Raw genomic sequence first — 25,057 nt, 5'->3', positions numbered from 1 at the left:
GGTAACGCAAAGTTGACAGGTGGCGAAGTTTGACGGTTTAAAAGTTGGGAAGGGCTTCTCTTTTAACTTGCTTTCCTGTTATTCAGGCCGATAGATCATCAAACGCCGGTGATGATCCTTAAATCCGCTGGCCTCGTATAACCCGGCGGCCCGTTCGTTATGATGTTCTACTTCCAGGAAAATGGCTTTCAGGTCATTACCGGCGGCGTAAGCCTTTACAAAATTCACCGCGTATTTCCCATAGCCCTTTCCGCGGGCCTTATCACCCAGGTACAGTTCATCCAAAAAAGCGATGCGGCCGCCAAATTCAAAGCTGAACATAAAGGCCAGGATCAGGAAGCCGATCGGGGTTCCGGCTTCATCAACGATCATAAAGATCTTCCCTACTTCAGGATGGTCCAGAAAATAGCCGGTATTCTCCCGCATAAGCGCATCATCGAACGGATACCCGTCAATAGCGAAGAAATCCCGCTTCATATCTATAAAGGCGTTCAGAAAAGCCGGGGTGAGCGGCCGGATGATTTCATGATGCATATATTTCAAAATTTTTAAGCGTTTATTCCTGCAAAAATAAACCGCCCCGGCAATCCGGGGCGGTTCCTGTATTCTTTAAGAATGTGATTAGTAGCCCATGCCACCCATATCCGGACCGCCTGGCATTGCAGGAGCCGCAGCTTTAGGTTCGGGTTTGTCTGCGATCACACACTCAGTTGTCAGTAACATACCTGCAATAGAAGCAGCATTTTCCAATGCAACACGGCTTACTTTTGTAGGATCGATTACACCTGCTTTGAACAGGTTTTCGTAGTTCTCTGTTCTGGCGTTGAAACCGAAGTCAGCTTTACCTTCTTTGATTTTTTGTACAACGATCGAACCATCGATACCGGCGTTGTCAGTAAGGGTACGTACCGGAGCTTCCAGTGCACGCTTAACAATAGCCATACCGGTAGCTTCGTCTTCGATTTGTCCTTTTACTTTTACATCCAGGCTGTCGATTGCGCGGATATAAGCCACACCACCACCAGGAACGATGCCTTCTTCAACGGCCGCTCTTGTTGCATGTAATGCATCATCTACACGGTCTTTCTTTTCTTTCATTTCCACTTCAGTAGCCGCACCTACATACAATACAGCCACACCACCGCTTAATTTAGCCAGGCGCTCCTGTAATTTTTCACGATCGTAGTCGGAAGTAGTATTTTCAATTTGTGCCTTGATCTGATTTACACGACCTGTGATATCTGCTTTTTTACCTTTACCGCCTACAACAATGGTATTGTCTTTATCGATGGTAATAGAAGAAGCCTGTCCCAGAGCAGCGATATCTGCACCTTCCAGCTTATGACCCAGATCTTCAGAGATCACGGTACCACCGGTTAAGATTGCGATATCAGTCAGCATTTCTTTTCTTCTGTCGCCAAAGCCCGGAGCTTTAACAGCCGCCACTTTCAGGGTTCCACGCAGTTTGTTTACTACCAGGGTAGCCAGCGCTTCTCCTTCCAGGTCTTCGGAAATGATCACCAGCGGGCGACCGCTTTGTGCCACTTTTTCCAGGATGCCCAGGATATCCTTCATGGTGCTGATCTTTTTATCATAGATCAATACATAAGGATTCTGCAATTCTGCTTCCATTTTTTCGCTGTTGGTAACGAAGTATGGAGAAATATAACCACGGTCAAACTGCATACCTTCTACCACATCAACAGTAGTATCGGTACCTTTTGCTTCTTCAACGGTAATTACACCTTCTTTACCCACTTTACCAAATGCCTGGGCAATCAGTTCACCGATCTGCTCGTCGTTATTCGCAGAAATGGTAGCTACCTGTTTGATCTTTTTGCTGTCGTTACCAACAGTCTGGCTTTGTGCCTTCAGGCTCGCTACTACCAAAGAAACCGCCTTGTCGATACCACGCTTCAGGTCCATCGGGTTGGCGCCGGCGGCTACCATACGCAGTCCTTCGCCAATGATCGCCTGTGCTAAAACAGTTGCGGTAGTAGTACCGTCACCGGCAATATCAGCGGTTTTAGAAGCTACTTCTTTCACCATTTGAGCACCCATGTTCTCTACTACATCTTCCAGCTCAATTTCTTTTGCTACGGTAACACCATCTTTAGTGATTGCAGGTGCACCAAATTTTTTCTCAATTACTACATTACGTCCTTTAGGTCCTAATGTAACTTTTACAGCGTTGGCTAAAGAATCAACGCCCTTTTTCATTTTATTTCTTGCTTCAATATTGAAGAAAAGTTGTTTTGCCATTTTTATTCTGATTTGAAAATTTGAGGATTTGAAAATTTGAGAATCAATTTGAATATTATTTGAAATGGCCAATCGTTTTTATATCAGCACATTATCAATTTTCAAATTAAACAATCGCCAGGATATCGCTTTCTCTCATAATTAAAAGGTCTTCGCCGCCAATCTGGATTTCTGTACCGGCATATTTTCCATATAATACGGTATCTCCGGGTTTTACTGTTACGGGTTCATCTTTTTTGCCAGGACCCGCTGCTACTACTGTACCACGCTGGGGTTTTTCTTTAGCGGTGTCAGGAATGATAATACCACCTGCTGTTTTTTCTTCTGCTGCTGCTGGTTTTACAATTACCCGGTCGTGCAAAGGGGTAACAGTTGTTTTTTTAGCCATAATCGTATTGTTTTTTTTAAATTTTAATTTATAGTGCCAAAATGTAATTTTTGGGCTGCTAAAGTAGCATAAATAGTATGCCATCCCGCTGTAAAGTGAAATTTTTTCAGTTTCAGGCCCGTTCTTGCAAGAAATGTGAACCCTGTTATTCCCATTCCTGTCAAAATTGCACATTGCTGCAATGCACATGCATAACCTGTTTTAAGCCCGATCAATAGCATCAGCAGCCGGCTGGCATAACTTAAGGATCTGTAGTTTTCATTTTAGTCAGCGAGGGCGCCGGCTATAAAATGAAGCAGGTAATTTGGGGTGTTGTCCTGCATTTTCTCCGGTTTTTTCTTTAATAAGGTACAAATCAACTATCTTCGCAGCCGCAAAAGAGTTCATTCAATCAATGATTAGCAGAAGAAATATCAGGGTTAAGGTGATGCAAACCCTATACGCATGCAGCACGGAAGCCGAACAGAATAGTAAAGTACCCAGTCCCTCCAAAGTTTTAGACCAGCATTTTAATCAAACCCGCAGCCTGTTTGTTTACCTGATCTATTTTTTAACGCAGATCGCCCGTTATGCGGAGAAAGACGCGCATAAACGTGCCAGTAAATTCATTCCTTCTGAAAACGATCTGAATGTAAATACCAAACTTGCGGGCAGCAGCCTGCTCTGGCAGATCCTGGAAGATAAACAACTGGAAGAACAGTTGAAAAAGGATAAACCCGAAAATCTTATTGATGAAGAGTTGGTAAAGAAAATTTACAATCAACTGGTAAAAACACCTGAATACCAGCAATATATTTCAGTAAGTCAGCAGAATAAACAGGAAGACCGGAAGATCTTCGAGTTTATTCTGAATGATTATATGCTGGGTAACGAGGAATTTATCAATCATACGGAAGAGCTTTTTTCTAACTGGAGTGATGACGGGGAAATGGTGGTACAATTGCTGCAGACCTACCTGCACAAACCAGGATCGGCCAAGTTCCAGGAAATGATCAGCCCGGATAAAGCGCGTTTTGCACAGCAACTGTTAACAACGGTTCTTGATAAGAATGCCTACCTGCTGGAATTTATTACGCCCAAACTAAAAAACTGGGATCCCGAGCGGATTGCCTTGCTGGATATGGTGATCATGAAAATGGGGGTAGCGGAATTCCTGTATTTTGAAACCATTCCGCCAAAAGTGACCATCAACGAGTATATTGATCTTGCCAAAGAATACAGTACCGCCCAGAGCGGGCATTTTGTAAATGGTATTCTTGATAATATTCATAAAGAACTGGTACAGGAAGGCCGGTTAAAGAAAACAGATTACAAGAAAGCCTGAACCGGTTTGTAAAAAACGTTCAGCGTGTTGTATATGTTCCTGGCAGGCTTGAAGGAAAAGAAAAAAGGTGATGGTCTCCTGCTGATTTTGAACTAAGTTTGCAATCTTAAAAAGGAATTCATTGAAACAAGCCGGATATACTGACAGTTATCAGTATTTTCGCAGGATAGCGTGATAATTTTCCGGATCTTTCACGAACATCCGGAGCGACCATTAAATATAAAAAATAAACTGATGAAAAAGGGGTTACTCGTTATTGTTGCAGCAGCAACGCTGATTGCCTGTAAGAATTCATCCGGAAAAGGCGGCAGCGCTTCCGGCGACAGTATTACTACAGCGCAAAAGGAAACAGCACTAACCGATTCTGCAAACTTTACAACTGCCGTTTGGGTAGATTCCACATTTAAAGATATCGGCAAGGTAAAGAAAGGACAGATCGTTGAGATCCCCTTCACGATCAAGAATACCGGCGATAAGCCGCTGGTGATTGTTTCTGTAAGCCCGGGCTGCGGATGTACCGTTGGCGAGAAGCCCGAGAAGCCCATCATGCCGGGTGAGGAAGGAAAGGTAGTGGCTAAATTCAACAGTGAAGGACAGGCAGAAGGTTCTCATAATAAGAACATGGTGGTACGTGCCAACACCAAACCCTTTACCGAAACCGTTTTAAATTTTAAAGTAGAAGTAGTTAAATAATCAAAGCGTAAATAGAAATGACAAATGTATTATTGCAGGCGCAGGGTGCGCCAGGCCCTTTCGGATCGATGACCACAATGATCTTCATGTTTGGAATGATCATCGTTTTCTGGTTGTTTTTTATCCGTCCGCAGGCAAAAAGAGCAAAAAATCAGAAGAAATTTATTGAAGATCTTCAGAAAGGCGATAAAATAGTAACCATTGCCGGTATCCATGGCAAGATCAACCAGGTAAACGAAGATGGAACCCTGAGTATTGAAGTAAGCCCGGGCAACTATATCAAGATTGAAAAATCGGCGATCAGCATGGATTGGACGAACCAACTGAATAAGGGTACCACTGCCCCGGCCAAATAACAATCAGCCTTCAGTCGTCAGTAATCAGCAGACGCTGAACCGGATTAATGAATAAGAACATAAAACACGGCAAAGAAGTATTTTTGCCGTGTTTTTTATTTTCCTGCCGCAGTGGCACTGAGACACAGAAGGTTTTAGACTTGTGGATTGAGACGAATGAGGGGGGCGAACGGTAAGGGACTTTTGTTGAAAGAATACCACAAACCGTGTTCCTGATCATCCGTTACTATGGATGCCGGAAAACAGGAATCAAAAACTTAGTATTCCTGTGTCTCTGTGGCAAATTAGAAAAACGAACTTCATGCTTAAAGTAGGTATTACCGGAGGGATCGGAAGCGGCAAAACGCTGGTGGCAGCTATATTTCACACGCTGGGTATACCGGTATACGATGCCGATGCTGCAGCAAAAAGACTGATGAATACCAGTGCGGAGATCCGGGAACAGATCGTTCGTCTGTTCGGGAACGATACGTATAGGGGGCAGCAGCTGGATCGTGCTGTATTAGCCTCAAAAGTATTTAGCGATCCGGAAAAATTAAAACAACTGAACCAGGTCGTACATCCGGTTACCATTCGCGATAGTCAGGACTGGTTTACAAAGCAGGCAGCTCCTTATGCCATTAAGGAAGCCGCTATTTTTTTTGAAAGTGGCAGCGACCGGTATGTAGATTATATGATCGGCGTTACGGCACCGGAGGCATTGCGCATCCGCCGTACCATGGAGCGCAACCATATAACGGAGGAACAGGTTCGGGAGCGCATGCAGCAACAAATGGACGAAGCTGAAAAAATGCGCCGTTGTCATTTTGTAATTGATAACAGTGAAACTACATCCCTGATTGCCCAGGTAATGGAGATTCATCAACAAATATTAGCGCTGCAAAAAAACGCGTAACAATTTTCCTGCAGGCAATAAAATCAAGAAGTGATTTGATACACGTTCACCACTTGCGGGTCTATCTTTAAATCGGGACGAAAATGCCTGATACCTTTTATAAAATGCGCGCGCAAAGCATTGCCATTAGGTACCAAAAAGAGTTTGAACCTTATTGGCTGCATTCGAACAGCTCCCGAATCGTCTTTGATAAAAACACAGAGTTCCAGATCTCCTTCACTGTAGCCCATATCGGTTAAAAGCACGTCATGTATGCCTCCCCTGTTATTGACCAACAGCGACTCATAAAGCAACGATACTGCCCGTCCTGTTTTAGTGAAATGGTGCATCCCCGTGGCATCCACCGATAGATGCGTAAACTTATGCGGCCCTTTGCTTGATTGGTAAGTAACAAAAGCCAACCAGATCAGAAGCCCCAAAACGACTATGGTAAAGCCAAAAACCGGAAGCCGGTATTCCGTCTTTTTTAGCTGGAAAGCAACAACGGCCATCACCAACAGCCCGAACAATAGCAATGCGAAGAGGCTCAGCAAAAAAACGTTCAGCGCCATGGTCCGCGCTTTGGCAGGCGTCGAATAGAGTGGTTCAAAATTTTCGTTAGCGGTTAACATTACCATGTAAGGTACGGAATAACTTTTATCCCCTGCAATGCTAATGGTAGTTTTGATGGAAGAAAGCATACCTGCGCCCTTGTTTTCGTTCATTGCCGGCCTCCCGGAAAGGGATCCGGGATATCTTATCATTTTCACCTCCCTTTCCGGAAACGCCGCTGGAACGATTCGTGTTTCGGCGACTCCGCCGCTGTATCCCAAAATAATTTTTTATCTTTGAACCTTTTATAAACCTTCTTGTTTAAAGGTATTCACTGGCTACAACTGTGTTACGGAAACTGACCATATTACTTGTTTTTGTTTTTTATGCCCTGGCATCCTTTGGGATTAGCCTCCATTTTTTCTATTGCTGTGGCAAATTAAAATCGGTATCCTTAACGTCTCATGTTTCGGAAACGAAAGATTGCCCTGTACAAAAAGGAAAAAACTGCTGTGAAAACAAAACAGTAGATGCAAAGGTTTCTATCGATCAAAAAACCAACGGCGCATCTGTTTTAGCGCTGGCACAGCCCGGAGCATTTTTCGTTACTCCTCCTGCCCTGTTTGGCAATATACCGGAATTGCCTTTTGCCGCCTTTCTGCCCCGGCCTCCCGCCGGTCCCCCGGAGCCACAGCAGGAAGACCGTTCCATCTTTTTGGGCGTTTTTAGAATTTAGAACAAACAACTTTTTTGTTTGCAGGCCCTGCTATTGCCGGTGCCGCCCTGTTGTTATTGTTCTTTTCTAAAAACAAATTCATGAACCACAAATATCTCTTCATTGTATTTCTACTGATTACAAAGATTGGTCTTGCTCAAAAAAATATAAAGACTGCCACTTTTAAAGTACTGGGAGCCTGCGAAATGTGCAAAGAGCGGATAGAATCTACCGTGCTCGATCATAAGGCCAAAACCGCAAAATGGGATGCTATTTCCCAAATCCTTACAGTGAGCTATGATCCGGCGAAAACCACCGACGAAAAGCTCCTGAAAGCCGTGTCTGAAGCCGGTCACGACAATGAACGTTTCAAAGCTCCGGATGCGGTATACCAGGCCCTGCCCGCCTGCTGTCATTATCACCGCGATACCGATTCAGCTGCTCCCAAACAAAAACAGCTGATCACCGGGGTGGTGCTGGAAGAAACCGCTAAAGGAAAGATCAACCCCATCGCCAGTGCCACGGTAAAAAGCCTGCATTCGAACCAGTACTTTGTTACCGACAGTACCGGTGTTTTCCGGCTGGAGACAGATCTTCCCACCCATATTGCCATCAGTTATGTGGGGTTTCAATCGGATACCATCAGCGTTAAAAATCAGGAGATGCTCACCATCATCCTGAAAAATTCATCTACCGGCGATCTGAAGGAAGTCATCATCAGTTCCAGGAACCCCTCCACTTTTGTATCTACCATGAGCATCCTGAATACACTGAATATGGGTGCAAAAGAGCTTACCAAGGCGGCCTGCTGCAATCTTTCCGAGAGCTTTGAAACCAGTCCTTCGGTGGATGTGAGCTACAGCGATGCTGTTACCGGTGTAAAACAGATCCAGTTACTGGGACTGTCGGGAAATTATACACAGCTGCTGACCGAAAATGTTCCGGAGATCAGGGGGCTTACCGCACATTACGGACTTACGTATATCCCCGGTCCCTGGATCGAAGGCATTCAGCTTACCAAAGGAACCGGCTCCGTCGTGAATGGCTATGAAAGCATTGCCGGACAGATCAACGTAGAGGAGAAAAAGCCGGACAATTCCGAGCAGCTGTTGGTCAATACCTATGTGAACAGTATGGGGCGTCTTGAAGCCAATATCAACACCGCCCAAAAACTAAATGATAAATGGAGCACGGCCCTGCTTACACATGGCAATTACAGCAATAAAAAGATCGATCATAATATGGACGGGTTTAAGGACCTGCCCACCGGATCGCAGTGGAATGTGATCAACCGCTGGAAGTATATGGATAATAATGGCTGGATCGTTCAGCTGGCGTTGAAGGCACTGAACGATCAACGCTATGCCGGTCAAATGGATTTTGACCGTAACAGCAACCGGTATGGTACCGATTATTACGGAGTGGGGATCGATGCGCAGCAATACGAGTTTACCGGTAAAGTGGGCTATGTGTTTCCGCAGCATAAATACAAAAGCCTGGGGCTGATCCTGTCTGCCAACCAATACACCAACAATGCGTATTATGGCCTAACGGAATACAGCGGCAAACAAAAGCAGCTCTATGGTAATCTTATTTATCAGTCCATCATCGGCACCACCGATCATAAATTCCGCACCGGTCTCAGCTTCTCCAATGACAATTATAACGAGCGGTTAAACCAGCGCCTATTCAAACGCAACGAGATCGTTCCGGGCGCATTTTTTGAATACACTTATACCGCTTCGGAGAAGCTTACAGCTATTGCAGGATTACGGCTTGATCATCACAATCAATACGGCTTGATCACCACCCCACGGGTACATGTAAAATATGATTTCACCCCCAAAACCAACCTGCGGTTATCCGGCGGGTCCGGTTTCCGTGTAAGCAATATTTTTGCAGAGAACATTGGTGTTTTTGTAAGTGCCCGGCAATACGAGATCCAGCATCCCGGCTCCACCTATGGCTATGGCCTGGATCCGGAAAAAGCCTGGAATTACGGGCTCAATTTTATACACCAGTTTAACCTGGGCAACCGCAAAGGGTCCATTGCCCTGGATGCTTACCAGACCCGTTTCCGTAATCAAACGGTGGCCGATCTGGACGCTGATCCCCAGGCCATCCTGTTTTACAATTTAAACGGCAAATCGGTCTCCAGCAGTATTCAGGCCGAGCTCAATTATGAATTGCTGCGCAAACTGGAGCTTCGTATGGCTTACCGCTGGCTGGAGGTGCAAACGCAATACCACCAGGGGTTACTGGATAAGCCATTTACAGCAAAGCACCGGGCTTTTGTGAACCTGGCTTATGAAACCCGGAGCAAATGGAAGTTTGACTATACCACGCAATGGCTCAGCGGGAAACGCATTCCTGGCACTGCTTCCAATCCTGTTGGCAAACAAATGGATGCATGGTCGCCCGCTTTCTTCCAGATGGCCGCGCAGGTAAGTAAACAGTTCAGTAAACAATGGGAAGTATATGTGGGCGGAGAAAATCTTACCAATTATGTGCAGGAATACCGGATCATTGACGCACAAACGCCGTTCAGTCCGTATTTTGACGGATCATTGATCTGGGGACCGGTTACCGGAAGAATGGTTTATGCCGGTATGCGGTTCCGGATTCCGTAGAAAAGGCAATTTCAGGTTTAATGTTCAACGTTTAAGGTTGGGGGTCGTTTGTACTCGATGCCGTTGAAAACGGAAGGCTAAAATTCTAATAAGACAAATCTCAAAAAAACAAATAACAAGATCCAAAAAGCAAATAGCAATTCCCATGGCTGAAAACAGATAGCTGAAAGCTGAATCGGGACCAGGTTGGATTTCGTTTTATACGGGTGTGTTGAACATCAGCATTTCGCTCTTCCGAAACCGGACTGTTTGATGCCGGATGACCGCTTGGGTAACGTTGATCCGAATTTTGTTCCGGAGGAAAGACCATGGAATGACAGCAGGCACTGCATTTTCAAATTTCCAGATTGCTACATTTTCAAATTCCCCCAACCTTTGGCACGGGATTGGCTTTTAAAGAGCAGCAGCCACTTTATTGAATCATTTTTAAAAACAACGATTATGGAAGAAAACAAAGCGTCGTTTTTCGACAAAGCCAAAGAAACCCTGTCTGACTTAAAAGAGAAAGCCGGTGAAGCCTGGGACAAAACCAAAGATACGCTGGAAGACGCCTGGGATGTCACCAAAAACAAAGCGGAGGAGCTAAAAGATTCGATCGGGGAAAAAATAGATACGGTCCGGGGAAAGGACGATTCGTCCGGTGCCGAAAAAGCACAGGAAAAGGTAGCCGATGCGGAAGCATTTGCTAAAGAGAAACTGAATGCAGCAAAAGAAGGCGTTGCCAATCTTGCAGATAAAGCCGATCAAAAGCTGGAAGACCTAAAAGATAAGGAATAAGGATACATTTTTTTGTTTAGAGCCGCCTCAACAGGCGGCTTTTTTATACAGTGAAGCCGCCCGTGCCGGTGCGCTTTTTCAATACAGACTATACCCGGATGGGATCAAACAACAACAGCCGCTTCTATTTTAAAATTTGATAGTTTACATGGGTTGGTTTAAATTGCTCCATGGATACTTCGCTGATTGATGAGTTGAATGACAAACCGTCCCGGAAAAAATTATTATACCCGGTGAATCCGGAGCTTTCGGCCTATTTGAAACACCAGGGACGGGAAGTGAAGTTACCCGTATCGCACCGGGATCTGCTTAATTTTACCTGGTCCATCCCCATAAAGGATAAAGATGGCAATTATACCCATTGGGAGAAGGCGATCTATGACAAACGCGACTGGGATTTTTTAAAAGAGGGGCTGGTAAAGATCTATGCCATTTTAAAAACGGAGGGCGATATGAGCTTTGCCGACCAGCTGGATGTGGCCCGCATCGATTATTGCAACTTTGGCAACTCCCTGCCCTTCCGCATCCGCATCATCAATAAGTTCAATGCCAATTTCGATCATTATTATATGAAGATCACGGATGCCTCCCGCATCTACGGTCTGGAGATGGAACATATCCTCTCCCCCAACCGGATCACTTTTTATACCGATGGCGGCACGCTCGTTGAAGAACATATTCCCGGTATACCGGGTGATGTGTTCCTGAGCCAGTACCTGGACCTGCCCGAAACCAACAAGACCCGTTTTGCCAAGGAATTTGTAAAGTTCAATGAACGTTGTTTTGTACGCCTGCTGGGCGACATGCGGAGTTATAATTTTGTGATCGTAAGCACACCGGATATTGAGGGATACCAATACCGCATCCGCGCGATCGATTTTGACCAGCAAAGTTATGAGGGACGCAAAAGCCTGTACATGCCCCAGTTCTTTAAAGAAAATAACCGGTTTGTACAAACCGTGCTGAGCCATTTGAATAAAGAGTCCATCGAACAATATAAGGCCGAAGAGCGATCCTCCATGGCCTTCCGGGTTGCCGCCGGACGCTTCCGGCTGATGGAATTGCTGAATATTATGTCGCAGGATACCATCTCCCCCATTGCCAAACAAAAACAACTGGCGGAACAATTAAACCAGCATTTTCATACGGCGGCTTTTAACCGCTGCAATTCTATGGGACAGATCCTGAAGCTGCACCTCAAATATATGCTTCGAGAAAATCTGAAGCTGATCCAGGAGAAAACACGATCACTCAAGAAACCGGTTTTCCAGCCGTTTTCGCGGAATACCGGGAAATAAATCAGGGTTTTGTGTAAAAAATACACATTCCCGCACCCAAAACCGCAGCCTGATTATTAAAAATTCACATTTCGGTAAAGAAGTTTGAACAACTTCAATATATTCACCGAAATGGCAGATAATTTCTCAGGAATGGTTAACTTAGCGCCTCGTAAAACGAAAAATACAGTTGTTTTAAAAATTTTAATGAATGAGTAAATACAGAGCCGGGGTTTTATTTGGCAAAGAGCTGGAAGACCTCTACAACGACGCAAAAGACAATCAGTTTGCATTACCTGCAGTAAACGTAGTGGGAACCGACAGTGTAAATGCTGTTTTAGAAACCGCAGCAAAAGTAAACTCCCCTGTAATGATTCAGTTCAGTAACGGCGGAGCTCAGTTCTTTGCCGGTAAAGGGATGCCGAACGACAAATTACAGGCGAATATTTCCGGTGCCATCAGCGGTGCCCTGCACGTGCACAATGTGGCCAAATACTACGGAGTTCCGGTAGTATTGCATACCGACCACGCTGCAAAAAAATGGTTACCCTGGATCAGCGCGCTGATCGATGCCGGCGAACAATTTCACAAAGAAAAAGGCCAGCCACTGTATAGCTCGCATATGCTGGATCTGAGCGAAGAGCCGATCAACGAAAACATCGAGACCTCTGTTGAATATTTCAAACGCATGGCCCCCCTGGGCATGAGCATTGAAATTGAACTGGGAGTTACCGGTGGTGAAGAAGATGGCGTGGATAATACCGACGTGGACAACTCCAAATTATATACACAGCCCGAAGACGTGGCACAGGCATACGAAGCACTAAGCAAAGTAGGCAACCTGTTTACGGTAGCTGCAGCATTCGGTAACGTACATGGTGTGTACAAACCCGGTAACGTGGTGCTGACTCCTACGATCCTGGATAACAGCCAGAAATTCATTCAGCAAAAATTCGGCACAGCCTCCGACAAACCGGTTTACTTTGTATTCCATGGCGGTAGCGGTTCTGAAAAAGCGAAGATCACCGAAGCCATTGGTTACGGTGCTATCAAAATGAACCTGGATACCGATATGCAGTGGGCCTTTGCTGAAGGCGTGTTCGATTACTACAAGAAGAACGAGGCCTACCTGCAAGGTCAGCTGGGTAACCCCGAAGGTGACGACAAACCGAACAAAAAGTACTACGACCCCCGCGTATGGTTGCGCAAAGGCGAAGAAACATTTGTAAAACGTTTGGAAGAAGCCTTTGTCGATCTGAACTGTATCGGCAAAAACGCGTAAGACATATCTTCGTTTTTATAACGTCCCTGCTCCTTCCGGAGCGGGGATTTTTTATGTTGCAGCGATCGTCGCCACTGAAACACTGAGGTTTTGTGCAAACGCTTCAGTAACGGATTACCTGGGAATCACCAGGGCCCCAAAGAATATCACCTTAGTACTTCTGCGATTTTATTTTACACGGAGCGAATGGCTACAACATTTCCAGGAGCTCGTTTTTCGACAGGGTCTTAAAGAAAGCCGCTTCTGTTTTAATCAATCCCTGCGCCAGCTTTTTTTTCTTTTGCTGAAGACGTACGATTTTTTCTTCGATGGTGTTGGTACATATCAGGCGTACCGCAACAATGTTCTTCTCCTGCCCGATCCGGTGACTCCGGTCAATGGCCTGGTTCTCTGCCGCAGGATTCCACCAGGGATCCACCAGGTACACATAATCGGCGGCTGTAAGATTTAAGCCAACACCGCCGGCTTTCAAACTGATCAAAAACACGCGTACCTGTTCATTGGTCTGAAAATGGTGCACTTTCGCGCCCCTGTCTTTCGTTTGCCCCGTTAGGTATTCGAACGGAATATTACGGCGTTCCAGTTCCGCTTTAATAAGATCGAGCATCCCCACAAACTGGGAAAATACTAATATTTTATGTTCTTTGGATTTGTTTTCGATTTGTTCCGTGAGCACTTCAATTTTAACGGAATGTTCCCCGGAATGGCCTTCTTTCAGCAAGACCGGTGCATTACAGATCTGGCGCAATTTGGTTAAACCGGTCAATACATGCATGCTGTTTTTATGGATGGTTTCTTCATCTGTTGCCGAAATCAATGCACGTAGTTCACGTTCGTAATGGTCGTATATTTTACGTTGTGCTGCATTCATTTCGCAATAGATCACCATTTCGGTCTTTGCCGGCAACTGCGTTGCTACCTGCTTTTTGGTTCTTCGTAAAATAAAGGGCTGGATCTTTTGCTGCAGTTCTGTTGCGCGCTTGCTGTACTCAAATTTATCAATCGGTATCGCATAAATGTCCCTGAAATGCTGTTTGCTCCCCAGTAACCCCGGGCAGGCAAAAGAAAGCTGTCCATACAGGTCAAATGTATTGTTTTCAACGGGGGTACCCGTTAGCACTATTTTATTCTTCGACTGCAAAAGCCGGGCGGCCTTATATCGTTCCGAACCCGGATTTTTGATGGCCTGCGATTCATCCAGGAAAATATAATTAAACCGGAAGGCCTTTAAAAACCGGATATCCGAAACCATCATTCCATAACTGGTCAGCACCACCTCGTAATGCCTCAACGCATCTGTATCCCGCTGCCGCTCTGCACCGTGATGCAGCAATACACGTACTGAAGGCGCAAACTTTTGCAGTTCCTCCTGCCAGTTAAACAACAATGAAGTGGGCACCACCACCAGGTTGGTCTGGTGGCCATATTTTTCCCGCTGCCATAAAATGAATGCGATGATCTGCAGCGTTTTTCCCAACCCCATATCATCGGCCAAACATCCCCCAAAATTAAACTGGTCCAACAGGCAGAGCCAATTGAGCCCTTCATGCTGATAATCCCTCAGTTCAGCATTTAAAGCTGCCGGTACCGTTGTATGCGGAAGCCTCCGGATACCGGAAAAGCCTTGTGTATAGGCATCTATTTCCTTTTCAACCGCGGCTCCCAATACTTCCGGTTCAAATAAACCAGATAGCTCGCTAAAGTTGGTCTTGGGTATTTTCAGCAGGTCACCATCAATATCTGCTGCGTTGAAATAACGGTGTATGCGCCCGATCCATTCATCCGGTAATATGCCCTGGGTTCCATCATCCAGTTGAACAAATGTTCTTTTATTGCGGATAGCGCTGTGTAACTGCTTTAACGAGGCCTGCTGTGCTCCAAAAGATACCGTCAGCCGGGCATTGAACCAATCGGTACCGCTGTTAACCGCAATACTTATTTTTGCCCGGTGGGCATTCCGTTTATTATTTTTTATTTCATTAAAACCAAGGATCGCAATTCCTTCATTGCGCCAGGTTTCAAAAGCATTCAGAAACCACTGCTCGTCTAAGAACTGATCTTTATGGAGGTAAAAATATTCGTGTGCATCTATTTGATTTGCAAAATCGGTATGCTGCTCCATTATTAAAGCCGTGAAATGGATCTCCGCCTCCTGGTCCCGTTCTATTTTAAAAGTGTTTCCATTTTGGTCTGTATCAAACAGCTGTTTCCGGGAATATACCGGTATCTCTACCGAACCGTATTTCATAACCGGTGTGAGGGCAACAAAATTCCCCTCCTGCTGCAGGTAGAGGATCCTGCTGGTATGAGCGGATCTTTCTGTTAGTTGTGCCGGCGTTGCTGCATGAATATACCCATAGTTGATCTGCACCCGGTGTTCCAGCGGAGCAAGGATCGTTTGGGAAAATGTATCATATTTGGATGCATGAATGAGCAGCCGTTCGTTATTTGTTTTAAAGAACTGAATCATGCGCTGCAGGTCCGGGTCTGCAACCAGACGCCATTTCCCCTGGAGGTATAAAAAATATTCGTTCCTGATCACTGCTTCTTTAAGCGGCACAACGCCATCATCAAAAAGCAACGCGCCGGTGATCTCATAAAAAGGGTTCTTCCGTAGCACGGTAAGCTGTATCGCTGCATTGAGTATTTCCAGTTTAACCGGCTGCAGGGATTTTGCAGCAATGGTTTCCGAAAGCTCCCGGTCATGATGGTATACTTCCAGGTTCATTGGGTTTTGAACGATCTGCTTCAATGCTTCCAGTTGCATAGCATTGCTCAACTCCGCATATTTATTCTGAAACGTAGTGATGGCCGTATAAAATTTGATTTCCGGAGGTTGATCCGTTTTCCAGATGCATTGCAGCGGGTCAAGATTCGTTACGGGATTTTTGAGCTTCCCGGTTTGTGTGCGGCCAGCTTCCATCAGCAGCAGGTTCAGCTGATTGGAGTAGCGGTGTTTACAGATCACCAGTATCGGTTTTTCACGCGCATCGGCCGCCGCCCGGTCCTTTACAACGGATACCCGTTGGGGCAGCAGGGCTTTTTTAACGACCGGCTCATCTACCGGAAGAAGCTCTTTAACGCAGGGTTCAATGTGGAGTTTCCCTTCCAGTAGGGCCAGGTGAAAGTAACGGTCCAGATCCGGCTCTGTTTCTAAACCGTATCGTTTGGCTGCAGGCAACAGCAGCTCGCGCCGCAATGCTGTATCAAAAAAAACGCGGTAATTTTTTTGTTCCAGGATACAACAAATGACCGTTGCCTGGTGCACACATAACCGGGCGGTATCATTATTACAGGAACAGGATAACACCAGCGAGGTGTCGGTTTGACTAACGGCAACTTTTGGAACATCGCTTGCCGGCATTCTTTTCGTAAACACGCCGGTATTCAGTTCAAGCGTGAGCGGGTAAATATCCCGGAGGTTTTCGGCTTCCATAAAGCCGGTAGCGGCAGTATGTTTCAGCACATCATACGCTGAAAGCGTGCTGATGGTTGTATGGGGCAGCATGTAAACTCCTGGTATTGCCATATTGTTCCAATCCGAATTTCCGGATGGGTAAAAATAGAAAAATTCTGCTGACCAAAATGGTAAATAACTTTTTATGTGATCCCCTAAAATGGCCTATTGCTATATCATTAAGCCATGCTGAAAAATTGTGGTCGGGTGCGGTCCATAAGCATGAAAAAACCGCCCCGGTGAGGAGCGGTTTACCATTATAAAAATTTCAACCCTTATAGTGTTTTATCATCGTTATCCGGTTCCTTACCGTCTAGTACATAAACTTTTACAGGAACTACACCCGAGTTAACGGAAGCTATTTTCTGGAAGGCGGATCTGCTCAGATCTACCCTGCCTTTCATATGAGGAGCCATTCGGTCATTTACCACTACCTCTACTTTTTTGCCGGTGCTCTTGTTTACCACGAGCAAACGGGTACCCAGCTTATAAATATTGGAAGCGGCGGTTAAAAGATGATCCCAGTATGTTTCTCCGGTCGCGGTTTTACGTCCGTTAAAACTTTTACTGTAAAATGATGCTTTTGCAGAGGTTCCATTCCCGCTTTGGGAGAAACCGGCCAGGGAAATGGCCATTGCGGTTACAAAGATTATAACTCTCTTCATGTAACAGGTTTAAGTTAAACAATAGCTTCCAAGGAATTTGTTTCAGTGGAAGTTTGAACGCAGTGTCTTTGCAGAAACTGTGAACTTTTTTAGAACAGTCCTTCCGGGCTGTTTTACTGAATTACACGAACTGGTTGCCAAACCAGAAACGCAAGAAAGATGCAAAGGTAATACATCTGAACCGAATTTCCAAGCAAAAATGCTAACATCTGTTCACAAGTAGTTCACATCCGCAGCTATTTTTAACAGTATAAAGCACCGTCCGCTTTTTATTTAATTTGATATTCAAAAAATCAATCTATTGAAAATCAAAAAATTAAAAAGTAAACATACAGTAAATACACAAATAAAATTGGGAATGGAGCTTTGATGAACGTTAACGAATCTTTTTACGACAACAAACCGGCTTTAATGCTTCTGCCGGGTAAGATGCTTGAACCGGCTAAAGGTTTCCGGCTTGATGTTTAAATAAGAGGCCAGGTATTTTTGGGGTACCCGTTGTAATATTTCCGGGTATTTATCTACAAAACTCAAAAAGCGTTCCCTGGGGGTTTGACGAATCAGGCTGAACTGCCATTTATCTTTCAATACCATGGTGTGCTCCGTTACCAAACGGCCCAGGCGTTCCAGGTTATGGCTCGATGCAAATACCTTTTCCAGGACATCATATTGCATGCTTAAAACAGTGGTTGGTTCCACCGCATCAATAAAATATTCGGAAGGTGTGCGGGTATAAAAAGATTCCTGGCTGGAGATCAGGTGCCCTTCAATTGATATTTGCACAATGATCTCGTCTTTGTCCTGCACATAATATTTGCGCAGGGTACCCTTCTTGATAAAATTCATATACTCTTCTACCTCGCCCGCACGGGTAACCACGTCCCGCTTATTAAACTCCCGAACCTGTATTGCCGGAAGCAATATGGTTTTCACCTCTTCCAGCGAAAGCGTTACAAACTGGCGTAGAAATGTTATAAAGTCGTCAATATCGGTTAGGGTCGCATTCATACGCAAATGTAAGCGAAAAAAAAGACGCCCTGCCAAATGTATTGTGAATTCTGACGAGAAATATTCTATGAAATCGCTAGATTTGCGACTATCACTTTTTATTATTAAATCAAAATAAGATCATGGCCCAGAAAATTAAAGTAGCCAACCCGGTTGTAGAACTGGACGGAGATGAGATGACAAGGATCATTTGGAAATTTATTAAGGATAAACTGATCCTCCCCTATATTGATGTGGATATTAAATACTATGATCTGGGAGTGGAACACCGGGACGCTACGGATGACCAGGTTACGATTGACGCTGCAAATGCCATTAAAGAACACGGTGTGGGTATCAAATGTGCCACCATCACACCGGATGAAGCCCGTGTAACGGAATTTAACCTGAAACAAATGTGGAAGAGCCCTAACGGAACGATCCGGAATATCCTGGACGGTACCGTATTCCGCGAGCCCATTGTGATCAGCAATATCCCCCGCCTGGTTACCAACTGGACGGCCCCCATTATTGTAGGACGTCATGCCTTTGGCGACCAGTACCGTGCTACCGATACTGTGATCAAAGGGAAAGGTAAACTGACCATGACCTTTACTCCTGAAGACGGTGGTGAGCCGCAGGTTTTTGATGTATACAATTTCAAGGGTGACGGTGTGGCGATGACCATGTATAATACGGATGAGAGCATCAAAGGTTTTGCAAGAAGCTGTTTCAATATGGCCCTGAGCAAAAAATGGCCTTTGTATCTGTCTACCAAGAATACCATCCTGAAAAAATATGATGGCCGCTTTAAGGATATTTTCCAGGAGATCTACGAAAACGAATTCAAGGCTGAATTTGATAAAGCCGGTATCACGTACGAACACCGCCTGATCGATGACATGGTGGCCAGCGCTTTAAAATGGAATGGCAACTTTGTATGGGCCTGTAAAAACTATGACGGCGATGTACAGAGCGATACCGTGGCACAGGGCTTTGGTTCATTGGGACTGATGACTTCTGTACTGGTAACACCTGATGGTAAAACACTGGAAGCAGAAGCAGCACACGGTACCGTAACCCGCCACTACCGGGATCATCAGCAGGGTAAACCGACCAGCACCAACCCGATTGCCAGCATTTTTGCCTGGACCAGGGGCCTGGCCTTCCGGGGCAAACTGGATGGCAACCAGGCGCTGATCGATTTTGCCAATGCACTGGAAGCGGTTTGTATTGAAACCGTAGAGCAGGGCAAAATGACCAAGGATCTGGCCGTTTGTATCCATGGCTCCAAGGTTCAGCACGGTGAACACTACCTGTATACCGAAGAATTCCTGGAAGCTATTGATGAAAATCTGAAGAAGAAACTGAACTGATCCGGTATATAAATGATCTGGAAAAGCACGCCATTGTGGCGTGCTTTTTTTGTGGTTTATTTTTTCTTACAGATGACACGGATTTTCTATTGATCTTTCAATCCGTATATCCATAGAGTCGCCTCTTCTGTATATTTCAGTGGAAGCCGTGAGTGCTTTTTTGTTCACAAAGGCGTACTTTCTTAACGTTGTGCAGCGGCGCTAACGCAGGATGGCCGGTTTGCCGGTGTGTTGTTCAAAGAGCCGCACTGAGCCCAGTAAATGGCGGGATGGTTTCCCAGGATGCTGGGGCAGGAAGCTGAAGTCTAATTCGATCCCCTGCTTTTTCTCTGTCCGTTTCCAGATACCGGTCAGTTTTTGTTTTTCCATCATTACCGGCCGGAAGATTCCATTGCCCACCAATGCTCCATCACCGTCATAAAGCAATCCGCGACTTTCGGAATAGCTTACCGTAAGCTCATCATAGGGTGGTAATAAAAAAGAATGCGGCATTGTGGTCAGTGCCGGTGTCTTTCCATCAAACGTCCAGTAAGTCGTTCCATTTACCGTTACGGCCGTCAGTTGTTTTTCAATCACCTTCCAGCCCTTTGTGGCGTCGGTGACCGCAAGTCCGCTCCACCAGGCAAAGTCTTTTATGGTAGCAGGACCCCTGGTTTTGAAATAGAGCATGGCCAGTTTTGCCAGCGCCTCTTCCCTGCTGATAGCAGCAGCCGGCGGTACCCGTTTATCAAATAGTGTATAAGTAAAACGCCTGCCTTTCCGTTTGCCGCTGCAGATGATCATTTCCGTTTCTGCACGGATCAGCAGCTGGGTGGCCAGCAGGTTATCTACCTTTATTCCACGCAATGCCAACCGTTCCAGGAGCTCCTCTTTGGTGAGATCCTCTCCTTCCAGTTCTTTTTCCAACACCTTACGGGCCTTTGTATAGATGGCGGTGGTAAGCCCGGTTTGCTGATCGATATACCGGGCAGCTTTTTGTATGGAAGGTGCGGACAATTCCATCATCCAGCGTACATTTTCTATGGTTACAAAATGCCAGGTGGGCCGCACTACATGCAGCCGGATAATTCCACCGCTATTAATAGCGTCTTCGATAGGCTGTTCGCCGGGGTCCTGCATACGCAGGCCGATCGCCCATTTGGCCATGGCATAATCCTGCGCTTGTATGGCTCCCATATGGGCTACCAGGGATTCCGGACTGTATGCTTCCGGCCGGTGCAACTGCTGGTTATAGATGCGGTGTTGTAGTAATTCTTTTAAGATCATAATGCGGGCATTGAGGCGCCTGCTCAAAAATAGAACAGATCGGGTAATTTTCCCGCAGATCGCTACCAGGTATTTTCTGGCTGGTTAGCCCGCTATTACGCCTGTTGCCTGTAACATCAGCTGGTGCAGGTCGGTATTTTTTACAAAGGGTTTTAAAAGCTCTTTTCCCGGACCAAACATTGCCAGCTCTACATAATCGCCGGAGTGCTCCATCGATCCCCACCCAATAGAGGTATAGGATTGCTGAAGCGCTGCCAGGGTTTTAAAGGGCAAATGCCCGGAGTTGTATACGCCCGCTTCATCCAGCTGCGCGTAATTTTTTAAAAGGAGGGCCGCATCTTCTTTTTTTAATGCAAAGCCCTGCGCGGCTTCCATACGCTCCAGCACCTGTGCTACTGTAAAATTTTTGTTGATTCCGTTGAGCAGCCAGTCATTGGTATGTTTAAATTGATGCAACCGGTCAAAATTCCGGTTGGCCTCATTGCTATAGAATAAACCTGGGTTTGCATTTCCATGATCGGTAGTGATAATGACCAGTGTCTTTCCGTCTTTTTCTGCAAAATCAACCACGGCTTTAATGGTTTCGTCAAACGCGATCTGATCGTACAGCATGGCGGCCGCATCATTTGCATGTGCTCCCCAGTCTACTTTACCACCTTCCACCTGCATTACAAATCCGTTGGGATAGGTATTTAATTTTTCGATGGCTTTTTGAGTCATCTCAGCAAGTGTGGGTGTTTGCTGTTGCAAAGCGGTATCATGTTCCCGGTCCAGTGCATACGGCAGGGCCCCGTCGTGAAAGACACCCAGCAGCGGTGCGCCGGTTACCGGTTGCCGTAGTAAGGCATCCCGGCTGGTCACCACTGTATATCCCTTTTTTTGATATTGCTGCAACAGATCCGTTTTGTCCTTCCGGGTGGTGGCTTTAAAATTATCAGCACCGCCGCCCAGCATTACGTCGAACCGAAGGTCGAGGTATTGCCGGGAAATTTCATCCATGTCGCCCCGGCTGTCATTGTTGATGCAAAAGCCGGCGGGTGTGGCATGTCCGATAGGTACCGTTGTAACACAGCCAACAGCCTTGCCGGCTGCTTTAAATTTTTGGAGGATGGGCATGTAATGCTCACCATTTGCACCTACATTCAATTTGCCATTGGGCACCCGTACACCACCGCCCCAGGACGAGCTGCCGGCTGCCGAATCGGTGACCAGGGAACTGGCAGAAGCCGTATCCATGAGGGCGCGAACGGCCCGCTGTTCATCATACAAGCGCAGCCAGCTGCTTCGACGGCCATATTTCCGTTGCATCAGCAGGTCTGCCATATTCAGGGTGCCCGTGCTCATACCATCGCTCACCATAAAAATAATATTTTTGGTGCCACCTGTAGCACGGCGTATCTGAGTTGGGGGTGTTTGACCCAACAGGTTTCCAGACAATACTGTTCCGGTTAATGCCAGCGCGCTGTTCCTAAAAAAATACTTGCGGTTCATCGGTTCCATTTATTTGATTGTGATCGATCTTCATTGCGTTCAGATGCGCCGCAAAATACCCGTTCTTCTGCAAGTGTGTTTGCTCCGGCCAGGAAACTTATCCTCGCTTCCTGTTATCAAATTGTATCCGCTATTTTTGAATCGTTGCCGGGTGCTCATTGAAAACGGTGGTATTTCCGTTGTAACCGGCGCGCTGATTGCAAACGCATCAACGATCGCCTTGCTGCTATATTCAATTATGTACAGCCGGTACCCAATTATATGGCGGGCTACGATCAAAACCGTAACTTGTGCCCCTCATATCTACTATTAACGATGCGTATGATCAAAGCTGTTATCGCAAAAAGAAGTTTCTATTCAGCTCTCTTTTTTATGTTGGCCGGGGTGCAACCGGTGCGGAGCCAGTCGTTGCCGGTTTGGACAGAAAATAATCCCACATTTTCCAGCAGCGACTGGCTGGTGACGCCCGTTACGGCAAGGGCAGCGGTGTATAAAACTGCGGATGAAAAAGAGCTTATTCTTGATAACGGCCTGGTGCAACGCCGGTTCCGGATACAGCCCAACCTGGTATGTATTGATTACAAAAACAAGATCAACAACCAGCAGTTACTGCGCTCGGTGAAAGCAGAGGCCGGGGTAACGATCAATGGTCAATCATACAATGTTGGCGGGCTTTACGGGCAAAAAGAAAATGCCTACCTGCTTCCTGAATGGGTAGATCAGCTGCGAAAAGGCAGCAGGGATTTTGAATTTGTATCCTATGAGGTAACCGGGCTACAGCCCTATCTCAATTCCAGGTCTTCATTCTGGGCAACCAATCAGCGAGCGGCCACGGGAAAACGGGTACGTTTCCTGTTCCGGTCTCCCCTGCCGGAATTAAAAAATATTGATGTAGAAATCAATTATGAGCTTTATGACGGCCTGCCATTGATGGCAAAATGGCTGCGGATCCTTAATCAATCGCAACAGGCCGTTCACCTGGATAAGGTGGTACATGAGATCCTGGGAATGGTGGAGGAAGAAAGCGCCGTGGTGGGCAGCCCGTCGCAAATGAAAAAACCGGCGGGGTTATATATCGAATCCAACTATGCATTTAACAATGCTATGCGCTATGATCTAAGTGATCAGACCACACACTGGAAAACCGATAGTACCTATACATCACAGGTGAATTATAATTATGAAACCCCCTGTTTACTGGAAGTATACCCCGAGTATGGGCCGGGAATCGACCTCGCACCACGCGATTCGTTTATCTCCGTTCGCACGTATGAACTGGCCATGGACAGTTACGACCGGCAGCGCCGGGGCATGGCGATCCAGAAAATGTACCGTACGGTAGCCCCCTGGACAACGGCCAATCCCATCTTCATGCACCTCGTCAGCAAAAACGATGAAGAAGTAAAACAGGCCATCGATCAATGCGTGCAAACCGGATATGAGGCCCTGATCCTGAGTTTTGGCAGTCATATTAATATGGAAGATAACCGGGATGCCAACCTTACGCGCTGTAAGGCCCTGGCAGATTATGCGCATCAAAAGAGAATAAAGATTGGTGTATATTCTCTTTTTAGTTCACGGAAGATCAGCGAAGCCGATGATGTGATTAACCCGTTAACGGGAAAGACCGGTGGCGCTTTCTTTGGAAATGCACCTTGTTTCGGCAGCAAGTGGGGATTGGCCTATCGCGATAAGATCCAGCAATTTTTTACCGTTACCGGATTTGATATATGGGAAAATGACGGGCCTTATCCGGGAGACCGCTGTGCATCTACCACACATCCGGGGCATAAGGGACTGGGCGATAGCCAGTGGCGGCAGATGGAGATCCAGAAGGGATTGTATCACTGGCTAAACAACCGGGGTATTTATATCAATGCGCCCGATTGGTATTTCCTGGATGGTACCAATAAAATTGCGCTCGGCTACCGGGAGGTAAATTTTTCACTGCCCCGTGAACAGCAGAAAATATTAAACCGCCAGAACATATTTGACGGTACCTGGGAAAAAACACCATCAATGGGATGGGGCTTTGTTCCGCTGACCCGTTACCAGGGAGGCGGACCAGAAGCGGTGCTGGAGCCGCTTTCGGAACATCTGAAGGACTACGAACAGCTGATGATGCAGTATTATGGTGCCGGTGTTCAGGCCTGCTACCGTGGCCCCCGGCTTTATGATACGGACGCTACCCGGCAGACCGTTGCAAGCGTGGTTACCTGGTATAAGAAATACCGGGAGATCCTGAATGCCGATCTGATCCATTTACGCCGTGCCGACGGCCGCGACTGGGACGGATGGCTGCATGTAAATGCCGCACTAAAACAAAAGGGTTTGTTAATGGTGTTCAACCCTACTGACCGGCCCATAAAACGTACGGTCATGGTTCCGCTTTATTATACGGGATTAACTCAAACGGCCCGCATCCGCGAAAAGGAAGGGCCGGCTAAAAATTATGTGCTCAACCGCAATTATGAGGTAACATTGTCCGTTACGCTTCCGCCGGCTTCTTATTCCTGGTGGGTTATTGAGGGCGCCCAGCGGGGAATGTAACATCTTAAATAAAAAAAATCGTTGCTGCTTATTAATAATATGTGGTTACGTATCCTTTTATCATTCGTCCCTATGGGACGCTATGTTGTTTCGTTGATTGGGGTATAAAGATTGCGCTCCTATGGAGCTGGAGAA

The 25,057-nt window shown here is 46.1% G+C and carries 19 protein-coding genes; 10 read left to right on the top strand and 9 right to left on the bottom strand.

Annotated features, from left to right (window positions below; translation table 11 throughout):
- Nucleotides 1-78 precede the first annotated feature (78 nt).
- The 3 genes from LQ567_RS02915 to LQ567_RS26350 all read right to left on the bottom strand — a co-directional run bounded on the left by LQ567_RS02915 (nucleotide 79) and on the right by LQ567_RS26350 (nucleotide 2,839).
- On the bottom strand, nucleotides 79-534 hold the full coding sequence (locus LQ567_RS02915) for a GNAT family N-acetyltransferase (protein WP_231002600.1): 456 nt from the start codon (nucleotides 532-534) through the stop codon (nucleotides 79-81).
- A gap of 87 nt (nucleotides 535-621) precedes the next feature.
- A complete protein-coding gene (gene groL, locus LQ567_RS02910) occupies nucleotides 622-2,262 on the bottom strand; it encodes a chaperonin GroEL (protein WP_231002599.1) in 1,641 nt (546 codons plus the stop codon).
- 106 nt (nucleotides 2,263-2,368) lie between these two features.
- A complete protein-coding gene (locus LQ567_RS26350) occupies nucleotides 2,369-2,839 on the bottom strand; it encodes a co-chaperone GroES (RefSeq protein ID WP_449585082.1) in 471 nt (156 codons plus the stop codon).
- Nucleotides 2,840-3,044: 205 nt separating this feature from the next.
- Between LQ567_RS26350 and nusB the strand changes: the two genes are divergently transcribed.
- The 4 genes from nusB to coaE all read left to right on the top strand — a co-directional run bounded on the left by nusB (nucleotide 3,045) and on the right by coaE (nucleotide 5,918).
- Nucleotides 3,045-3,974, top strand: a complete 930-nt coding sequence (nusB, locus tag LQ567_RS02900) for a transcription antitermination factor NusB (protein ID WP_231002598.1) — start codon at nucleotides 3,045-3,047, stop codon at nucleotides 3,972-3,974.
- 234 nt (nucleotides 3,975-4,208) lie between these two features.
- A complete protein-coding gene (locus tag LQ567_RS02895; protein ID WP_231002597.1) occupies nucleotides 4,209-4,667 on the top strand; it encodes a DUF1573 domain-containing protein in 459 nt (152 codons plus the stop codon).
- Nucleotides 4,668-4,684: 17 nt separating this feature from the next.
- Entirely contained in the window at nucleotides 4,685-5,023 is a 339-nt protein-coding gene (yajC, locus tag LQ567_RS02890) for a preprotein translocase subunit YajC (RefSeq protein WP_231002596.1), read from the top strand.
- Between the two features lie 301 nt (nucleotides 5,024-5,324).
- Nucleotides 5,325-5,918 (top strand): dephospho-CoA kinase, encoded by a 594-nt coding sequence (coaE, locus tag LQ567_RS02885; RefSeq protein WP_231002595.1) that lies wholly within the window; start codon nucleotides 5,325-5,327, stop codon nucleotides 5,916-5,918.
- A 23-nt stretch (nucleotides 5,919-5,941) separates the two neighbouring features.
- On the opposite strand, the gene LQ567_RS02880 is transcribed toward coaE, so the two are convergent.
- Complete coding sequence (locus LQ567_RS02880) at nucleotides 5,942-6,730, bottom strand: hypothetical protein (RefSeq protein WP_231002594.1); 789 nt, start codon at nucleotides 6,728-6,730, stop codon at nucleotides 5,942-5,944.
- A gap of 535 nt (nucleotides 6,731-7,265) precedes the next feature.
- Here LQ567_RS02880 and LQ567_RS02875 point away from each other — a divergent pair.
- The 4 genes from LQ567_RS02875 (at nucleotide 7,266) to fbaA (ending at nucleotide 13,130) form a co-directional block, all read left to right on the top strand.
- The gene (locus tag LQ567_RS02875) at nucleotides 7,266-9,794 is read left to right on the top strand and encodes a TonB-dependent receptor domain-containing protein (RefSeq protein ID WP_231002593.1); all 2,529 of its coding nucleotides are present in this window, start codon (nucleotides 7,266-7,268) and stop codon (nucleotides 9,792-9,794) included.
- 441 nt (nucleotides 9,795-10,235) lie between these two features.
- Entirely contained in the window at nucleotides 10,236-10,571 is a 336-nt protein-coding gene (locus LQ567_RS02870) for a YtxH domain-containing protein (protein ID WP_231002592.1), read from the top strand.
- A 170-nt stretch (nucleotides 10,572-10,741) separates the two neighbouring features.
- Entirely contained in the window at nucleotides 10,742-11,869 is a 1,128-nt protein-coding gene (locus LQ567_RS02865; protein ID WP_231002591.1) for a hypothetical protein, read from the top strand.
- A gap of 190 nt (nucleotides 11,870-12,059) precedes the next feature.
- A complete protein-coding gene (gene fbaA, locus LQ567_RS02860; RefSeq protein WP_231002590.1) occupies nucleotides 12,060-13,130 on the top strand; it encodes a class II fructose-bisphosphate aldolase in 1,071 nt (356 codons plus the stop codon).
- Nucleotides 13,131-13,320: 190 nt separating this feature from the next.
- On the opposite strand, the gene LQ567_RS02855 is transcribed toward fbaA, so the two are convergent.
- The 3 genes from LQ567_RS02855 to LQ567_RS02845 all read right to left on the bottom strand — a co-directional run bounded on the left by LQ567_RS02855 (nucleotide 13,321) and on the right by LQ567_RS02845 (nucleotide 18,260).
- On the bottom strand, nucleotides 13,321-16,659 hold the full coding sequence (locus LQ567_RS02855; protein WP_231002589.1) for a DEAD/DEAH box helicase: 3,339 nt from the start codon (nucleotides 16,657-16,659) through the stop codon (nucleotides 13,321-13,323).
- A 203-nt stretch (nucleotides 16,660-16,862) separates the two neighbouring features.
- Nucleotides 16,863-17,252: a septal ring lytic transglycosylase RlpA family protein gene (locus tag LQ567_RS02850; RefSeq protein ID WP_231002588.1), complete on the bottom strand. Its 390-nt coding sequence runs from the start codon at nucleotides 17,250-17,252 to the stop codon at nucleotides 16,863-16,865.
- 408 nt (nucleotides 17,253-17,660) lie between these two features.
- The gene (locus tag LQ567_RS02845) at nucleotides 17,661-18,260 is read right to left on the bottom strand and encodes a Crp/Fnr family transcriptional regulator (RefSeq protein WP_231002587.1); all 600 of its coding nucleotides are present in this window, start codon (nucleotides 18,258-18,260) and stop codon (nucleotides 17,661-17,663) included.
- 122 nt (nucleotides 18,261-18,382) lie between these two features.
- Between LQ567_RS02845 and LQ567_RS02840 the strand changes: the two genes are divergently transcribed.
- A complete protein-coding gene (locus LQ567_RS02840) occupies nucleotides 18,383-19,615 on the top strand; it encodes an isocitrate dehydrogenase (NADP(+)) (RefSeq protein WP_231002586.1) in 1,233 nt (410 codons plus the stop codon).
- Between the two features lie 201 nt (nucleotides 19,616-19,816).
- Here LQ567_RS02840 and LQ567_RS02835 read toward each other — a convergent pair whose 3' ends face one another.
- Both LQ567_RS02835 and LQ567_RS02830 read right to left on the bottom strand, forming a co-directional pair.
- Nucleotides 19,817-20,881 (bottom strand): winged helix DNA-binding domain-containing protein, encoded by a 1,065-nt coding sequence (locus tag LQ567_RS02835; protein WP_231002585.1) that lies wholly within the window; start codon nucleotides 20,879-20,881, stop codon nucleotides 19,817-19,819.
- Between the two features lie 84 nt (nucleotides 20,882-20,965).
- The gene (locus LQ567_RS02830; protein ID WP_231002584.1) at nucleotides 20,966-22,372 is read right to left on the bottom strand and encodes an alkaline phosphatase; all 1,407 of its coding nucleotides are present in this window, start codon (nucleotides 22,370-22,372) and stop codon (nucleotides 20,966-20,968) included.
- A 321-nt stretch (nucleotides 22,373-22,693) separates the two neighbouring features.
- Between LQ567_RS02830 and LQ567_RS02825 the strand changes: the two genes are divergently transcribed.
- On the top strand, nucleotides 22,694-24,922 hold the full coding sequence (locus tag LQ567_RS02825; RefSeq protein WP_231002583.1) for an alpha-amylase family protein: 2,229 nt from the start codon (nucleotides 22,694-22,696) through the stop codon (nucleotides 24,920-24,922).
- Nucleotides 24,923-25,057: the final 135 nt, after the last annotated feature.

Source organism: Niabella pedocola (assembly GCF_021044425.1).
In the GTDB taxonomy this organism is placed as follows: Bacteria; Bacteroidota; Bacteroidia; order Chitinophagales; family Chitinophagaceae; genus Niabella; species Niabella pedocola.
The sequence above is the reverse complement of the archived record's forward strand: the minus strand, read 5'-3'. Positions and strand labels throughout refer to the sequence as shown.

What these genes read in the sequence shown, in the direction of transcription:
- LQ567_RS02915 (WP_231002600.1), bottom strand. Translation starts at nt 534, where the DNA reads ATGCATCATGAAATCATCCGGCCGCTCACCCCGGCTTTTCTGAACGCC.
- groL (WP_231002599.1), bottom strand. Translation starts at nt 2,262, where the DNA reads ATGGCAAAACAACTTTTCTTCAATATTGAAGCAAGAAATAAAATGAAA.
- LQ567_RS26350 (WP_449585082.1), bottom strand. Translation starts at nt 2,839, where the DNA reads ATGTGCATTGCAGCAATGTGCAATTTTGACAGGAATGGGAATAACAGG.
- nusB (WP_231002598.1), top strand. Translation starts at nt 3,045, where the DNA reads ATGATTAGCAGAAGAAATATCAGGGTTAAGGTGATGCAAACCCTATAC.
- LQ567_RS02895 (WP_231002597.1), top strand. Translation starts at nt 4,209, where the DNA reads ATGAAAAAGGGGTTACTCGTTATTGTTGCAGCAGCAACGCTGATTGCC.
- yajC (WP_231002596.1), top strand. Translation starts at nt 4,685, where the DNA reads ATGACAAATGTATTATTGCAGGCGCAGGGTGCGCCAGGCCCTTTCGGA.
- coaE (WP_231002595.1), top strand. Translation starts at nt 5,325, where the DNA reads ATGCTTAAAGTAGGTATTACCGGAGGGATCGGAAGCGGCAAAACGCTG.
- LQ567_RS02875 (WP_231002593.1), top strand. Translation starts at nt 7,266, where the DNA reads ATGAACCACAAATATCTCTTCATTGTATTTCTACTGATTACAAAGATT.
- LQ567_RS02870 (WP_231002592.1), top strand. Translation starts at nt 10,236, where the DNA reads ATGGAAGAAAACAAAGCGTCGTTTTTCGACAAAGCCAAAGAAACCCTG.
- LQ567_RS02865 (WP_231002591.1), top strand. Translation starts at nt 10,742, where the DNA reads ATGGATACTTCGCTGATTGATGAGTTGAATGACAAACCGTCCCGGAAA.
- fbaA (WP_231002590.1), top strand. Translation starts at nt 12,060, where the DNA reads ATGAGTAAATACAGAGCCGGGGTTTTATTTGGCAAAGAGCTGGAAGAC.
- LQ567_RS02855 (WP_231002589.1), bottom strand. Translation starts at nt 16,659, where the DNA reads ATGGCAATACCAGGAGTTTACATGCTGCCCCATACAACCATCAGCACG.
- LQ567_RS02850 (WP_231002588.1), bottom strand. Translation starts at nt 17,252, where the DNA reads ATGAAGAGAGTTATAATCTTTGTAACCGCAATGGCCATTTCCCTGGCC.
- LQ567_RS02845 (WP_231002587.1), bottom strand. Translation starts at nt 18,260, where the DNA reads ATGAATGCGACCCTAACCGATATTGACGACTTTATAACATTTCTACGC.
- LQ567_RS02840 (WP_231002586.1), top strand. Translation starts at nt 18,383, where the DNA reads ATGGCCCAGAAAATTAAAGTAGCCAACCCGGTTGTAGAACTGGACGGA.
- LQ567_RS02835 (WP_231002585.1), bottom strand. Translation starts at nt 20,881, where the DNA reads ATGATCTTAAAAGAATTACTACAACACCGCATCTATAACCAGCAGTTG.
- LQ567_RS02830 (WP_231002584.1), bottom strand. Translation starts at nt 22,372, where the DNA reads ATGAACCGCAAGTATTTTTTTAGGAACAGCGCGCTGGCATTAACCGGA.
- LQ567_RS02825 (WP_231002583.1), top strand. Translation starts at nt 22,694, where the DNA reads ATGATCAAAGCTGTTATCGCAAAAAGAAGTTTCTATTCAGCTCTCTTT.